The 14,401-nt window shown below is 60.9% G+C and carries 13 protein-coding genes; 5 read left to right on the top strand and 8 right to left on the bottom strand.

Translation table 11 applies throughout. From position 1 onward, the window contains the following. Nucleotides 1-67 precede the first annotated feature (67 nt). Nucleotides 68-1,039 carry a magnesium and cobalt transport protein CorA gene (locus HBO11_RS00530; RefSeq protein ID WP_169956993.1) on the top strand — a complete coding sequence of 324 codons (972 nt, stop codon included), beginning with the start codon at nucleotides 68-70 and terminating at the stop codon, nucleotides 1,037-1,039. A gap of 24 nt (nucleotides 1,040-1,063) precedes the next feature. On the opposite strand, the gene HBO11_RS00525 is transcribed toward HBO11_RS00530, so the two are convergent. The 3 genes from HBO11_RS00525 to HBO11_RS00515 all read right to left on the bottom strand — a co-directional run bounded on the left by HBO11_RS00525 (nucleotide 1,064) and on the right by HBO11_RS00515 (nucleotide 5,251). Next, entirely contained in the window at nucleotides 1,064-1,786 is a 723-nt protein-coding gene (locus HBO11_RS00525; protein ID WP_169956992.1) for an amidotransferase, read from the bottom strand. Nucleotides 1,787-1,884: 98 nt separating this feature from the next. Then, nucleotides 1,885-4,029, bottom strand: a complete 2,145-nt coding sequence (locus HBO11_RS00520; protein ID WP_169956991.1) for a 3-hydroxyacyl-CoA dehydrogenase NAD-binding domain-containing protein — start codon at nucleotides 4,027-4,029, stop codon at nucleotides 1,885-1,887. Nucleotides 4,030-4,045: 16 nt separating this feature from the next. Next, on the bottom strand, nucleotides 4,046-5,251 hold the full coding sequence (locus HBO11_RS00515) for an acetyl-CoA C-acetyltransferase (protein ID WP_169956990.1): 1,206 nt from the start codon (nucleotides 5,249-5,251) through the stop codon (nucleotides 4,046-4,048). A 686-nt stretch (nucleotides 5,252-5,937) separates the two neighbouring features. Here HBO11_RS00515 and HBO11_RS00510 point away from each other — a divergent pair. After that, on the top strand, nucleotides 5,938-6,750 hold the full coding sequence (locus tag HBO11_RS00510) for a cytochrome c (protein ID WP_169956989.1): 813 nt from the start codon (nucleotides 5,938-5,940) through the stop codon (nucleotides 6,748-6,750). Here the strand turns inward: HBO11_RS00510 and HBO11_RS00505 are convergent. From HBO11_RS00505 to HBO11_RS00485, 5 genes are all read right to left on the bottom strand, one after another. Continuing rightward, entirely contained in the window at nucleotides 6,747-7,286 is a 540-nt protein-coding gene (locus tag HBO11_RS00505; protein ID WP_169956988.1) for a C40 family peptidase, read from the bottom strand. The two genes, HBO11_RS00510 and HBO11_RS00505, sit on opposite strands and share 4 nt — an antisense overlap. A gap of 144 nt (nucleotides 7,287-7,430) precedes the next feature. Beyond that, a complete protein-coding gene (locus HBO11_RS00500; RefSeq protein ID WP_057438759.1) occupies nucleotides 7,431-8,060 on the bottom strand; it encodes an NlpC/P60 family protein in 630 nt (209 codons plus the stop codon). A gap of 213 nt (nucleotides 8,061-8,273) precedes the next feature. Beyond that, entirely contained in the window at nucleotides 8,274-8,978 is a 705-nt protein-coding gene (gene hda, locus HBO11_RS00495; protein WP_029292403.1) for a DnaA regulatory inactivator Hda, read from the bottom strand. 215 nt (nucleotides 8,979-9,193) lie between these two features. Continuing rightward, nucleotides 9,194-10,267 carry an AI-2E family transporter gene (locus tag HBO11_RS00490; RefSeq protein WP_169956987.1) on the bottom strand — a complete coding sequence of 358 codons (1,074 nt, stop codon included), beginning with the start codon at nucleotides 10,265-10,267 and terminating at the stop codon, nucleotides 9,194-9,196. 43 nt (nucleotides 10,268-10,310) lie between these two features. Further along, nucleotides 10,311-11,369 (bottom strand): DUF2066 domain-containing protein, encoded by a 1,059-nt coding sequence (locus HBO11_RS00485; protein WP_169956986.1) that lies wholly within the window; start codon nucleotides 11,367-11,369, stop codon nucleotides 10,311-10,313. Nucleotides 11,370-11,727: 358 nt separating this feature from the next. Between HBO11_RS00485 and purM the strand changes: the two genes are divergently transcribed. From purM to HBO11_RS00470, 3 genes are read left to right on the top strand one after another with little or no spacing between them, the layout of a single operon-like run. Further along, nucleotides 11,728-12,786, top strand: coding sequence for a phosphoribosylformylglycinamidine cyclo-ligase (gene purM / locus HBO11_RS00480; RefSeq protein WP_169956985.1), 1,059 nt, complete (start codon nucleotides 11,728-11,730; stop codon nucleotides 12,784-12,786). Beyond that, nucleotides 12,786-13,436: a phosphoribosylglycinamide formyltransferase gene (purN, locus tag HBO11_RS00475; protein ID WP_169956984.1), complete on the top strand. Its 651-nt coding sequence runs from the start codon at nucleotides 12,786-12,788 to the stop codon at nucleotides 13,434-13,436. The genes purM and purN overlap by 1 nt, the downstream gene beginning before the upstream one ends. 8 nt (nucleotides 13,437-13,444) lie before the next feature. Further along, a complete protein-coding gene (locus tag HBO11_RS00470) occupies nucleotides 13,445-14,158 on the top strand; it encodes a DUF3108 domain-containing protein (RefSeq protein WP_169956983.1) in 714 nt (237 codons plus the stop codon). Nucleotides 14,159-14,401: the final 243 nt, after the last annotated feature.

Genomic DNA, 14,401 nt, shown 5'->3' with positions numbered 1-14,401 from the left:
TCCTACAATGTGGCGTTTCAGGCTAAGCTGGCCGGTTACTGCCACTTGTGAAGAAGCGATCAGCATTATGGGTAGAGTTGTTGCGGCGGCCGTCTATAGCGCCGGTAAAAAAGTCCGGGATATCACCCTCGATGAAGGCGCCGCCTGGGCGGCCAAGCCTGATCACTTTGTATGGATCGGCCTGGAAGAGCCCGACGCCCAGGAACTGGCCAACCTGCAACGCCAGTTCAACCTGCATGAACTGGCCATCGAAGACGCCCTCGAAAAACACAGCCGGCCGAAGCTGGAAACCTTTGGCGACGCACTGTTTATCGTGACTTATTCGCCGGTGCGCCATGAAGGCAAGCTGGAGTTTATCGAGACCCATATTTTTGCCGGCAACGGCTATATCATCACCGCGCGCAACGGCCACTCGGCGTCCTACGGCTATGTACGCCAGCGCTGTGAGGCGCGGCCGCTACTGCTGGAGCACGGGGAAGATTTCGTACTCTATGCCCTGCTGGATTTTGTCACCGAAAACTACCAGCCCGTGAGTGAGGCGATTCATGCCGAGATCGATGCGCTGGAGCACAACGTGTTGTGCAACTCCCTGAACGAGCGCGATATCCAGAACCTGCACGGCCTGCGCCGCGACGTACTGCGGCTGCGCCGGCATGTGGCGCCAATGGTGGAAATCAGCGAGGAATTGCAAAAGCTGAGCTTCCCGTTTATCGACAAGAACATGCGCCCATACTTTCGCGATGTAGAGATCCACGTCACGCGGCAGATGGAAGACCTTTCGACCCTGCGCGACATCGCCAGCCAGACCATCGAGATCGGCGTGCTGCTCGAAGCCTCGCGCCAGAGCGTGGTGCAGCGCAAGTTTGCAGCCTGGGCGGCGATCCTCGCCTTCCCCACGGCGGTGGCCGGGATCTATGGGATGAACTTCCAGAACATGCCGGAACTGCAATGGCACTACGGCTATTTTGCGGTGCTGGGATTTATCGCGGTGGGGTGTACGGGCCTGTGGGCCAGCTTCAAGCGCTCGGGGTGGCTGTAACCTGCCCACCCCGGCCGGCCGGGGTCAGGCGACCTGCGGCTTGTGGGCTACAAAACGCATCATCCATTCCGCCACGGTTACCCCGTGGTGGTCATGAGCAAGGCTGGCGACGCCCTGCTGGTAGATCTGTTCGCCAAGGTTGAGCTGGCGAATGTCGAGCAAGGCCCGGGAGTAATCGTGGATAAACTCCGGATGCCCCTGGAAGCACAGCACCTGATCATTGATGTGATAAGCGGCAAACGGGCAGAAATCGCTGGAGGCGATCACCGTGGCGTTTTCCGGCAAGGCGGTGACCTGGTCCTGATGGCTGATCAATAGGGTCAGTTCTTCTACCACCGGGCTCATCCACGGCGCCTTGGCGGCCAATTGATAGTTGTGCGTGCCCACGCCCCAGCCCTGGCTCGCCCGCTCGCTCTTGCCGCCCAGCAACAGCGCCAGCAGTTGATGGCCGAAACAGATGCCGAGCAGCTTGTCGCCCCGCTCGTAACGGTTCAGCAGGTAGGCCTTGAGGGTTTCGATCCACGGGTCGGTAGCGAAGGAATCCGCCTTGCTGCCCGTGACCAGGTACGCGTCGAACACTTCGCTGTCCGCCGGGTAGTGGCCTTGCATCACGTTGTAGACGACGAATTCGGCGGCAATCGGCTGCTGCGAAAACAGGCGCTGGAACATCTGCCCGTAACCTTGATATTGATCGACCAGTTCCGGACGCAGGATATCGGTTTCCAGAATGCAGACGCGTAGCGACATAAAAAATACCTGACACGGTGATGGGAATAACGCACACCCGCCAGCCTGCCCTGAAATACCCTTTCAAGGCAAGCCCCCACCCATGACCTGTCAGGAGGTTAGAACGTTGTGCCCTGGGCGGCCTTTTCCAGCAACAAGGCTGGCGGGGTGAACCGTTCGCCGTATTGCTCGGCCAGGTAACGCGCCCGCGCCACGAAGTCGTTCAAACCGTACTGGTTGATAAACTGCAGCGCCCCGCCGGTCCACGCCGCAAAGCCGATGCCGAAGATCGAACCGATATTGGCATCGGCGGTGGACATCAACACGCCCTCCTCCACACACCGCACCGTTTCGATGGCCTGGATAAACAGCAGGCGGTCGCGCACATCCTGTGCCGAAATCTGCTGGCCGGGCTTCTCGAAGCGCACCTTGAGTTCTGGCCACAGGTATTTCTGGCCACCGCTGGGGTATTCGTAGAAACCACCGCCCGCCGCCTTGCCCGGGCGCTTGTACTCATTGAGCAACAGGTCGATCACCGCAAACGCCGGATGCTCGGGCAGCGTCTTGCCTTCGGCGTGCAGATCCTTGGCTGTCTGCTGACGGATATGGCTCATCAGGCTGAGGGAAACTTCGTCAGAAATCGCCAGCGGACCAATCGGCATCCCGGCCTTGCGCGCTTCGGTCTCGATCATCGGCGCAGCCACGCCTTCGCCGAGCAGGGTGATGCCTTCGTTGGTGAAGGTGCCAAATACCCGCGAGGTGAAAAAGCCGCGACTGTCGTTCACCACAATCGGGGTTTTCTTGATTTGCAGTACGAAATCAAAACCACGAGCCAGGGTTTCGTCGCTGGTATTGGCACCTTTGATGATTTCCACCAGTGGCATTTTTTCCACCGGGCTGAAGAAGTGCAGGCCGATAAACTTGCCTTGGTCCGGCACCGCATTCGCCAGGCCGCTGATGGGCAAGGTGGACGTATTGGAAGCAATCACCGCGTCAGCGCCTACCACGCGCTGGGCCGCCGCCGAGACCTTGGCCTTGAGGTCACGGTCTTCGAATACGGCTTCGATGATCAGGTCGCAACCGGCCAGGTCGGCATCGCTGTCTGTAGGATGGATCCGCGCCAGGGTGCTTTCCCGCTGCTCAGGCGTCAGTTGCCCACGGCTGACTTTCTTGTCCAGCAGCGCCGCCGAGTGGGCCTTGCCCTTCTCTGCCGCCGCCAGCGTCACGTCCTTGAGCACCACTTCCACTCCCGCCGATGCACTGGTGTAGGCAATCCCCGCGCCCATCATGCCGGCGCCGAGGATGCCGACCTTGCGCGTGACATACGGCGCAAACCCCGCAGGCCGTGAGCCACCAGCGTTGATTTCGTTGAGCTGGAACCAGAAGGTGCCGATCATATTCTTCGCCACCTGGCCGGTGGTGAGCTCGGTGAAGTAGCGGGTCTCGATCAGGTGCGCGGTGTCGAAGTCCACCTGGGCGCCCTCCACGGCCGCACAGAGGATTTTCTCCGGCGCCGGGAAGCAGCCATTGGTTTTGCTGCGCAGGATCGACGGCGCAATGGCGAGCATTTGCGCGACTTTTGGATTGGACGGTGTGCCACCTGGAATCTGGTGACCCTTGATATCCCAAGGCTGTTTGGCCGTCGGGTTGGCCAGGATCCAGGCCCGGGATTTGGCCAGCAGTTCATCGTGATCCGCCGCCAACTCGTCGATCAAACCGGCTTGCAGGGCCTTCTGCGCACTGATCTTCTTGCCTTCCAGCAGGTACGGCAAGGCCTTCTCCAGGCCCAGCATGCGCACCATGCGCACCACCCCGCCGCCGCCCGGCAACAGGCCGAGGGTGACTTCCGGCAAGCCGACCTGCACGGCTGGATGATCCAGCGCCACGCGGTGCTGGCACGCCAGGCACAGTTCCCAGCCACCGCCGAGGGCGGCGCCGTTGATCGCGGCCACCACCGGCTTGCCGAGGGTTTCCAGGCTGCGCAGTTGCGCCTTCAGGCCCAGGACCATGTCGTAGAACGCCTTGGCGTGGGGCTTGTCGATTTTGATCAGTTCATTGAGGTCGCCGCCTGCAAAGAAGGTTTTTTTCGCCGAGGTGATAATGACCCCGGCAATCGCCTCCTTGTCCGCATCCAGGCGCGCGACGGTGGCGGCCATGGCCTCGCGGTAGGCCGCGTTCATGGTGTTGGCACTCTGGCCGGGCATGTCGAGGGTCAGCACCACGATCTGGTCCTGGCCTTTTTCGTAACGAATGGCATCGGTCATGACAAATTCCTTAGGCTCAGAGGCGTTCGATAATGGTGGCGATACCCATGCCGCCGCCCACACAGAGCGTGGCCAGGCCGTAGCGCTGCTGGCGCACCTCCAACTCGTCGAGCAAGGTGCCGAGGATCGCGCACCCCGTGGCCCCCAGCGGGTGGCCCATGGCAATCGAGCCACCATTGACATTGACCCGGGCGGCGTCGATGCCCATGTCCTTGATGAACTTGAGCACCACCGAGGCGAAGGCTTCGTTGACCTCGAACAGGTCGATGTCCTCGACCCGCAGGCCGGCCTTGGCCAGGGCCTTGCGGGTGGCCGGCGCGGGGCCAGTCAACATGATGGTCGGATCGGTACTGGTGACGGCGGTGGCGACGATACGCGCACGCGCTTGCAGGCCCAATTCACGGCCCCGGGCCTCGGAGCCGATCAGCATCAAGGCCGCGCCATCGACAATCCCGGAACTGTTACCCGGTGTGTGCACATGCTGGATGCGCTCGACATGGCTGTAGACCCGCAAGGCCGTGGCATCGAAGCCCATCTGCCCCATCATTTCGAAGCTCGGCTTGAGTTTGCCCAACCCTTCGAGCGTCGAGTCGCCACGGATAAATTCGTCGTGATCGAGCAGTACGATGCCGTTCTGGTCCTGCACCGGGATCAGGGATTTGTTGAAGGACCCATCTGATCTGGCCCGCGCCGCTTTCTGCTGGGAGTGCAAGGCGAAGGTGTCGACATCTTCGCGGCTGAAGCCTTCCAGGGTGGCGATCAAGTCGGCGCCAATCCCCTGGGGCGTGAAGTGGCTGTGCATATTGGTCTGCGGGTCCAGCACCCAGGCACCGCCATCGCTGCCCATGGGCACGCGGGACATGGACTCGACACCGCCGACCACCACCAGGTCCTCGAAGCCGGAACGCACCTTCATCGCCCCAAGGTTGACCGCCTCCAGGCCCGACGCACAGAAGCGGTTGACCTGCACACCGGCGACGCTGACGTCCCAGTCGGCTACCAACGCGGCGGTCTTGGCGATATCCGCGCCCTGGTCCCCGACTGGCGTGACGCAACCGAGCACGATGTCATCCACCTGGCGCGTGTCCAGGTCACTGCGCTGTTGCAGGGCGCTGAGCAAGCCGGCCAGCAGGTTCACCGGCTTGACGCTGTGCAAGGCGCCATCGGCCTTGCCTTTGCCCCGGGGCGTACGTATCGCATCAAAGATCAAAGCTTGGGTCATGACGTCCTCGAACCACTGTGCAATGGAGCTCTCAAGGGGAGAGCCGACCGTGCCCTTACCTTAAGCGCCGCCAGGGCAGATTCAATGACCGATGCGCTCATTGGCCTTGACGAGCACGCTCAGACGAACGGTAGGAGGCTGGCGAAAACCCCAGGTTAATCGTTTTAGCTGTCTAGCCAAGGGGCTGGCGCGAAGATGGCCATATGCCTCATGCGCTTTTAAAAGGATTTCAATCTAAGTTGATATGAAAGCGATCTAAGCCACGCCCGACATGGGCTCTAAGGTTGAATCAGTAAGAAGTGTATGACGCTGCTGCCGGGTCTTGCTGGAGCAGCTGTAAGAAAAATGCCATCTCGCAGGCCTAACGTAGTCAATGATGGTGCTTGCATCGGCGCATTTGACGCTCAGGAATAACAACAAAAGGCAGTCAGCCATGTTCAAACAATCGAAAGTCCGCCAGGCGGGGCTCATTCTCTTCGCCACCACACTGATTCTGATTTTGCCCAACCTGACCAAGATCATTGGTTGAGCGGGCCGATCACACCTAGACATTGCAGCCTTTGGCAGCACCGCCCGGGAAACCGCGTAGAGCGCTCCCGTGACCGGGGCTGTCTTTTTTGCGTACGGTTTCGTCGTTGATGTCCGGTATCCTGAGCCCAGACCGCCACTGCCACATGGGACTCACCTTGAAACACATTATCGTCCTGCTGATGCTGATCCTGGCCTACCCCGCCATCGCCGCCTCGTTGACCATCGAGCTGGATCACAGCCGCACAACCTGGCAAACCGCCGAGTTGCTCAAGCACCCGGCAGCGCAAACCGTGCAGATCGTTGATGACGTTTCCTACAAGCGCAACATGACCTATCGCGCAGTACCGCTGGCCGTACTCTTGCCGGGCGTGTTGGCGCAGAACCATGTGCAGGCGGTAGCGCTCGATGGTTTCGCCGCCGAACTGGCTGCCGCCCCGCTGCTTTCGCAAAGCGGCGCCCAGGCGTGGCTGGCGGTGGAGGATCCGGCCCAGCCATGGCCCCCGCTGGCCAAGGGCAAGCCCAGCGCCGGGCCATTTTACCTGGTGTGGACCCAACCCCAGGCGAGCGGGATCAGCCCGGAACAGTGGCCCTTCCAGATCTCGACGATCAAACAGTTGAAAACCGTTGCCGAACGCTTCCCGGCGCTACTGCCGGACCCTGCGCTGGCGGTGGACGATCCGGTCAACCAGGGGTTCGCCCTGTTCCAGAAGAACTGCCTGGCCTGCCATCGCCTAAACGGCGCGGGTGACGCGCAGGTAGGCCCGGACCTGAATCTACCCTACAGCCCCACCGAATATTTCGGCGGTGACTTTCTCAAGCGTTACATCCGTGATCCTCAGAGCCTGAGGCATTGGCCGCAAGCCAAGATGCCGGCGTTTACCGCCAGCGTGTTGCCAGAGGCCGACCTGGAGTTGCTGGTGGGCTATTTGAAGCATATGGCCACTCGCAAAACCGACGCCCCCTTCTAGGGGTTACGCGCCAGATGCTCCGACGGCAATACGCGCTTGGCGCTCAAATAGGCATTCTGCCAGTAGGCCTTGGACAAGGTATCAAGCTTCACCGTACCGCCGGTTTGCGGTGCATGGACGAAACGCCCTTCACCCACATAGATGCCGGCATGGCTGACCTGCGAGCCGCCGCCCGTGGCGAAGAACAGCAAGTCACCGGTCTGCAGCGCATCTTCACGCACGTCCTGGGCCCGCATCACGATCAACTCGCGAGTGGTGCGCGGCAGGGAGATACCAGCGGCATCGCGGTAGACAAAACCAATCAGGCCACTGCAATCAAACCCCGAATCCGGAGTATTGCCGCCCCAGCGATAAGGCGTGCCGACCAGGCCCAGGGCGCGAAACAGCACATCTTCAGCCGCTGGCGAAAAATTCTGGGTGGCGTAGTTGAAGACCGGCTTGGGCTTGACAGCCACAGGCGCAGGTGGAGGACGGCTGGCGCAGGCACTGAGCAGTGCGGCGCAAACAAGAAGAATTAGGCGGGCCGAGGTCGACATGGGCAGAACAATCCTGATCTGGATGCGGCTTTCGCTGCCGAACGCTGAAAACTAGACCGCGCAAGCAAGCTTGCGCGGTCAGGTTCGCAACAATATCTCAGGATTCTAGCGCTTACGCGTCAAACTTCAAGTATCACTTTAACTTTACTTGCGAGCGGTAACGGTAGTCGGGGCCATCGCCAATGCACGCTTGGCTTCGATGAAGGTTTTGCTCCAGTAGCTGTCGCCCAGCTTATCGACCCGCACCCCACCGCTGCGGCGGCTGCTGGAGTGGATGAACTGGTCATCGCCCAGGTAGATACCGGCGTGGCTGACACGACCACGGCCATTGGTACTGAAGAAAAGCAGATCGCCAGGCTTGAGGTTGTTCCGTGCGACCAACGGTGCATCCACGTTGATCATTTCGCGGGTGGAGCGCGGCAGGTTCATGCCGGCCTCTTCACGAAACAGATAGCCGATAAAGCCACTGCAGTCGAAACCGGCTTCAGAGGTACCGCCGAAACGGTAACGGGTACCGATCAGGGACATGCCGCGTTCGAGAATGCTATCGGCCAGCAGCGGCAGCTGATAAGGCTTGCTATCGGCGAACTGGGCCAGTTCTTTTTCGGTCGCCACCTCTTCTTCATAAACAGAAGAAGACTGTGCTGCGACGAATTTGGCTTGATGCTGTTGTTGCGGCTTTTGCTGCTCGACCACCTGCTGGGGGTGGGTGGCGCAACCAAACAACAGGGTAACGAGTGCGAGAGGCACGAGGGGTGCGAAGCGATTTAGCATGGGCACGACCGTGGCTGATATGTAAAGAAGTCGAGACTATGCCTTCTATGACATCGATTTGCAAATTCAATCGTGATCTATGTGACTTCTTGTTTGACCTATGTCATCTAAGCCCTTACACCCCATTTAAACCCTTTTGCGTGGCCATAGCGGCTCAAGCGCAGGTTTTCTGGCGCCTGGAATTTGCCAGGAGCACCGGTTTCAAAGGGCTGGCTACCAGCCGAGGGTTTCTTTGAGAAAGGGGATAGTGAGCTTGCGCTGGGCCTGCAAGGAGGCCTGGTCGAGCTGCTCGAGCAAGTCGAACAGCGCGCTCATGCTGCGGGTACCGCGGGTGAGGATGAAATGCCCGACTTCATCGGTCAGGTGCAAGCCACGGCGCGAGGCACGCAGTTGCAGGGCCCGCAATTTGTCTTCGTCGGACAGCGGGCGCATCTGGAAGATCAGCGCCAGGGTCAGGCGCGACTTGAGGTCTGCCAGCTTGACCGGCAATTCCCGCGGCGAAGTGGACGCGGCAATCAACAGGCGCCGGCCACTGTCGCGCAGGCGGTTGAACAGATGGAACAGTGCTTCTTCCCAGTCTGCCCGGCCGGCGACCGCTTGCAGGTCGTCCAGGCACACCAGTTCGTATTGCTCAAGGTTGTCGAGGATGCCGATGCCACGGTCCAGCAGCTCGGCCAACGGCAGGTACACCGCCGGCTCACCCAACTGCTCAAAACGCAGGCAGGCGGCCTGCAACAGGTGGGTCCGCCCCACGCCGTCCTTGCCCCAGAGGTAGATCAGGCTTTCCGTCCACCCGGCGTCGGCTTCGCAGAGCCGCTCGACATAGCCGAGTGCAGCGGCATTGGCGCCTGGGTAGTAATTGATGAAGGTAGCGTCGTCACGCAGACGCACACCTAGGGGCAGCTGAATCGGTTTCATGCTGACTGAACGGTTCCAATCGAACCGTTAGTGGCCTCTGTGAAAAGTTTGCAAAGTTTATACCCGTGACGCCGGGCGCACAATGCAACAGACCACAAGCAAAATCAAAGGTTTGCGTTAACTCATTGGATTTTTTGGAGATTGTTTGACGCGATGGCTAAATGCCAAGCCCTAGAGGCAACAAACCCGGCCTTGAGCCGGGTTTGTGATCAGCCTTACAACTGAGGGTCATCGGCGCCCGTATAGACGTCCGAATCCTTGTACACATCATGCACATGGCGCACCAGCACCATGATCACCGCCGCCACCGGCAGCGCCAGGAGGATGCCGGTAAAGCCAAACAGCTCGCCGCCCGCCAGGATCGCAAAGATCACGGCCACCGGATGCAGGCCGATGCGGTCGCCCACCAGCAACGGCGTCAGCACCATGCCTTCCAGGGCCTGGCCAACCATGAATACCGCGACAATCCCCAGCATCGGGTACAAGTCGCCGCCAAACTGGAACAGGCCGGCCACCAGCGCCGCGCCAATCCCGATGACAAAGCCCATGTACGGCACAATCGCCGCCAGGCCGGCAATCATGCCGATCAACAGGCCCAGTTCCAGGCCAATCGCCATTAGCCCGCCAGCGTAGATAATCCCCAGCGCGACCATCACCAACAACTGCCCGCGAACAAACGCACCCAGTACCTCATGGCACTCCCCGGCCAGGGACACGATGCGCTCCTCGCTATCACGGGGCAGCAGGCTGCGGATCTTGGCCATCATGATGTCCCAGTCACGCAGCAGGTAGAACGCCACCACCGGGATCAACACCAGGTTGGTCAGCCAACCGATCAGCGCCAGGCTGGAGGCCGTGGCTTGGCTGAGGATCACCCCGACGATATCGGTGGTCTGGCCCATATGCTCGCTGATCGCGGCCTTGACCTTGTCGAACTTCCAGAAGCCATCGGCCAGGCCGAGCTTGGACTGCGCCCACGGCATGGCCGTGTGTTGCAGCCAGTCGAGCATTTGCGGCGCCAATTCGTAAAGGCGGATCATCTGCTTGGCCAGCATCGGCACCAGCACCAACAGCAGCGCCATGACGATCAGGGTAAACAGCGCAAATACCGCCACCACGCCCCAGGTGCGCGACAGGCCGAGTTTTTCCAGGCGATCGACCACCGGGTCGAACAGATAAGCCAGCAGCAAGGCGACCAGGAACGGCGTCAGGATCGAATGCAGCAAGAACACAAAGACGCACAGCAGGACAATCCCGCCAAGCCACACCCAACGACGCGTATCCGCCATAAACCACTCCATCTGTCAGTTGCTTCTATATAAGGAAGAACATTTACCAACGAAAACGCAGCTGCGGCTCGGGCTCGGCTTGCGGCACGGGTGCCGGTGAAGCGCCTTCGACCACTGGCGCCGGCACAGGTTGTGGCGCGAGCGCCTCGCCGGGCGGCACTTCCTGCAGCTTGGCCAGGCTCAACTGGCTGCGCAGTTGCTCGCTGCTGCCATTGACCCGATAGACGATCCGGTCGCCATCCACTCGCTGCAACTGCGCACCAAAGGGCTCCAGCAGGTGACCGAGGGCGGCGTAGCGTTCCAGGGTCATGCCCTGCACTTGCAGCAACTGCTCGCTCGACACCCCGGCTTTTACCGCAAACCGTGGGGCAAGCCGCTCACTGACCGCCAGCAAGACGGCATCGGCCAAGGCCGCAGTGTCGGCGCCCTGTACGGTGCCCTGCTCGGCTTTGTCACCCAGCCACAGGCGCCACTTGGCTTGCCATTGGCCCGCGTCTTCACGGGCATGCACCGCCAGCAGCGCATCGGCGCCATAACGCTCGGAGGCCGAACGCAGGGGCGCGGGATCTGCGCTCTCAAGATTAGGCGCGGTGGCAACGATCTGTTCATCGAGGTCACCCAGCGGCAGGCGCAACGGCAAGCCCCGGTGCTGGGCCGCACGGCGCAGCGGCTCGGCAGCGGCCTGGCCATCACCCACCAGGCTGCTGCCTTCGGTGGAATCGCTGAGCCACCAGCCAAGGATCGATGGCCGATTGTTACCCCACAGCGCCAGGCCGGCATCGCGCAGGGCGCGGTCGGTGCTGACCGGATCGAAATCCACTTGCAGGCTTTCCGGCGGACCGGCGTCGTAGCCGTACTGGCTGATGATCTGTTGCGGATCCTTGCGAATTGCCGCCAGGCCAGGGCCCTGGGCGGCCTTGGTGTCGCCGGTGAGGCGGATCACCAGGGTTTCCAGGGCGCGCTGGGTAGCTTGTGCGCGCTCCTCGGGCGCCTGGCTGCTGACCGGCTCCAGCACTTGATAAAGACCATTAACGGTTTCGGCATGACTGGCCAGGCTGACCAACGACAAACAGCCCACAAAAAAATATCTACTCAGACCCATGAAAAAAGATTCCCGAACGACAAAAAAGCGGCTGGAACAGGCCGCGTGAAGAAGGTTAAGCAAGGCTGTGACCACAGCGACCGGCAAAACATTCACAAGGCCCCGGTAAGTTTTCGTACTGTCATAACGATAGCGGGTTAAAGGCTATACCTTAATACAGGCGATCGCGGCGCCGATTAAGGTTTTTTTAGCACCATATGCCCCTGCCCGTCGGCCCGAGGATGGCCGCTGCCCCTCAAGCCTGATAAAATCGCGCGCCTTCGCAGACCGTCAACGGCTGGGCGTCCTGAAGTGTTCGACTTCCGTACCCCCACCGCATCGGTCGTTACCCCTGAATCCCCCCCTAAAGGCCTGGATCATGAGCAAGCAACCCTCCCTGAGCTACAAGGACGCCGGTGTAGACATCGACGCCGGTGAAGCATTGGTCGAACGCATCAAGAGCGTCGCCAAGCGCACTGCGCGCCCCGAAGTCATGGGTGGCCTGGGCGGTTTCGGCGCCCTCTGCGAGATCCCGGCCGGCTACAAGCAGCCTGTGCTGGTCTCCGGCACCGACGGCGTGGGCACCAAGCTGCGCCTGGCGCTGAACCTGAACAAGCACGACACCATCGGCATCGACCTGGTGGCCATGTGCGTCAACGACCTGGTGGTATGCGGTGCCGAGCCGCTGTTCTTCCTCGACTACTACGCCACCGGCAAACTGAACGTGGAAACCGCTGCACAAGTGGTCACCGGTATCGGCGCTGGCTGCGAACTGTCGGGTTGCTCCCTGGTCGGCGGCGAAACCGCTGAAATGCCGGGCATGTACGAAGGCGAAGACTACGACCTGGCCGGCTTCTGCGTCGGCGTCGTGGAAAAAGCCGAGATCATCGACGGCTCCAAGGTGGCTGCCGGTGACGCCCTGCTGGCCCTGCCATCGTCCGGCCCGCACTCCAACGGCTACTCGCTGATCCGCAAGATCATCGAAGTGTCCGGCGCCGACATCGAGAACACCCAGCTCGACGGCAAGCCTTTGACCGACCTGCTGATGGCCCCGACCCGCATCTACGTCAAGCCGTTGCTCAAGCTGATCAAGGACACTGGCGCAGTCAAGGCCATGGCCCACATCACCGGTGGCGGCCTGCTGGACAACATCCCGCGCGTGCTGCCAAAAGGCGCCCAGGCCATCGTCGACGTGGCCAGCTGGCAGCGCCCGGCGGTCTTCGACTGGCTGCAAGAGAAAGGCAACGTCAACGAAACCGAAATGCACCGCGTGCTGAACTGCGGCGTGGGCATGGTCATCTGCGTGGCGCAAGAGCACGTGGAAAGCGCGCTGAACGTACTGCGTGAAGCCGGCGAGCAGCCATGGGTGATCGGCCAGATCGCCACCGCTGCCGAAGGCGCTGCCCAGGTTGAACTGAAGAACCTCAAGGCTCACTGATGCCAGCAACCTGTGATGTCGTGGTGCTGCTCTCCGGCACCGGCAGTAACTTGCAGGCCCTGATCGACAGCACGCGCGCCGGCGACAGCCCGGTGCGCATCGCTGCGGTGATTTCCAACCGCAGCGACGCCTACGGCCTGCAACGCGCCCAGGACGCGGGTATCGATACCCGCTCCCTGGATCACAAGGCGTTCGAAGGTCGCGAGGCCTTCGATGCAGCCTTGATCGAACTGATCGACGCCTTCAACCCCAAACTCGTGGTGCTCGCCGGCTTCATGCGCATTCTCAGCGCTGATTTCGTGCGCCATTACCAGGGGCGCCTGCTGAATATCCACCCTTCCCTGCTGCCCAAATACAAAGGGTTACACACTCACCAGCGGGCCCTTGAGGCCGGCGATACAGAGCACGGCTGCAGCGTGCACTTTGTCACCGAGGAACTCGATGGCGGGCCACTGGTCGTACAGGCAGTAGTTCCGGTAGAGTCTGCGGACTCAGCGCAGAGCCTTGCGCAACGGGTTCACACCCAGGAACACAGGATTTACCCGCTGGCGGTTCGCTGGTTTGCCGAAGGACGCTTGGTTCTCGGTGAACAGGGGGCATTGTTGGACGGCCAGTTACTTGCGGCCAGCGGCCACTTGATTCGTACCTAGGAGATTTTATGCGTCGCGCCCTGCTCTTCGCTTTTGCTCTGCTTGCCCTGCCTACCGTGCACGCGGCAGATCTTCAGCCTTTCTCCGCCAGCTATACCGCCGACTGGAAGCAGTTGCCCATGAGCGGTACTGCGGAACGCAGCCTGGAAAAAACCGCCGACGGTACCTGGAAGCTCAGCTTCAAGGCCTCGATGATGATCGCCAGCCTGACCGAAACAAGTACCTTGACCCTGGACAAGGATACTTTGCTGCCACAGTCCTACCACTTTGAACGGGGTGGGCTGGGTAAAGCCAAGAAAGCCGACCTGGACTTCGACTGGACCGCCAAGATGGTCACCGGTACCGATCGCGGCGATGCGGTGAAGATCCCGCTGAACCGTGGCATGGTCGACAAATCCACTTACCAGTTGGCCCTGCAGCATGACGTGGCCGCCGGCAAGAAAACCATGAGCTACCAGGTGGTGGATGACGGCGAAGTCGACACCTATGACTTCCGCGTGCTGGGTGCCGAGAAAGTCGACACCAAGGCCGGCAAGATCGACGCCATCAAGGTTGAACGCGTGCGCGACCCGACGCAAAGCAAGCGCACCACCGTGATGTGGTTTGCCAAGGATTGGGACTACCTGCTGGTTCGCCTGCAGCAAGTCGAAACCGACGGCAAGGAATACAACATCATGCTGTTGGACGGCACGGTCAATGGCAAGGCTGTGAAAGGCATCTGATCGTTGATGGGTTGAAAGAGCCTCGCTAAATGCGGGGCTTTTTTTCGCCTGGAGTTTGTGGTGAGGCGACTGGCGCTATCTATCGCAGCCAAGCCTGCTCCCACAGGTAAGCGCATTCCAAGCTGGCTTGCCTGCGATAGCGGTGGGATGCCCGGCACACGGCCAAAAGCCTCACTCAAACATGAAACTTTTGTCATAAATCCCCGCCCCCCTGCGACGCAATGTCGCGGTTTACTTGGCCTG

This window comes from Pseudomonas sp. WS 5010 (assembly GCF_012985565.1).
Lineage (GTDB): Bacteria > Pseudomonadota > Gammaproteobacteria > Pseudomonadales > Pseudomonadaceae > Aquipseudomonas.
The sequence above is the reverse complement of the archived record's forward strand: the minus strand, read 5'-3'. Positions and strand labels throughout refer to the sequence as shown.

Excerpts from the sequence above, each read along its gene's own strand:
- HBO11_RS00530 (WP_169956993.1), top strand. The coding sequence starts at position 68 with ATGGGTAGAGTTGTTGCGGCGGCCGTCTATAGCGCCGGTAAAAAAGTC.
- HBO11_RS00525 (WP_169956992.1), bottom strand. The coding sequence starts at position 1,786 with ATGTCGCTACGCGTCTGCATTCTGGAAACCGATATCCTGCGTCCGGAA.
- HBO11_RS00520 (WP_169956991.1), bottom strand. The coding sequence starts at position 4,029 with ATGACCGATGCCATTCGTTACGAAAAAGGCCAGGACCAGATCGTGGTG.
- HBO11_RS00515 (WP_169956990.1), bottom strand. The coding sequence starts at position 5,251 with ATGACCCAAGCTTTGATCTTTGATGCGATACGTACGCCCCGGGGCAAA.
- HBO11_RS00505 (WP_169956988.1), bottom strand. The coding sequence starts at position 7,286 with ATGTCGACCTCGGCCCGCCTAATTCTTCTTGTTTGCGCCGCACTGCTC.
- HBO11_RS00500 (WP_057438759.1), bottom strand. The coding sequence starts at position 8,060 with ATGCTAAATCGCTTCGCACCCCTCGTGCCTCTCGCACTCGTTACCCTG.
- hda (WP_029292403.1), bottom strand. The coding sequence starts at position 8,978 with ATGAAACCGATTCAGCTGCCCCTAGGTGTGCGTCTGCGTGACGACGCT.
- HBO11_RS00490 (WP_169956987.1), bottom strand. The coding sequence starts at position 10,267 with ATGGCGGATACGCGTCGTTGGGTGTGGCTTGGCGGGATTGTCCTGCTG.
- HBO11_RS00485 (WP_169956986.1), bottom strand. The coding sequence starts at position 11,369 with ATGGGTCTGAGTAGATATTTTTTTGTGGGCTGTTTGTCGTTGGTCAGC.
- purM (WP_169956985.1), top strand. The coding sequence starts at position 11,728 with ATGAGCAAGCAACCCTCCCTGAGCTACAAGGACGCCGGTGTAGACATC.
- purN (WP_169956984.1), top strand. The coding sequence starts at position 12,786 with ATGCCAGCAACCTGTGATGTCGTGGTGCTGCTCTCCGGCACCGGCAGT.
- HBO11_RS00470 (WP_169956983.1), top strand. The coding sequence starts at position 13,445 with ATGCGTCGCGCCCTGCTCTTCGCTTTTGCTCTGCTTGCCCTGCCTACC.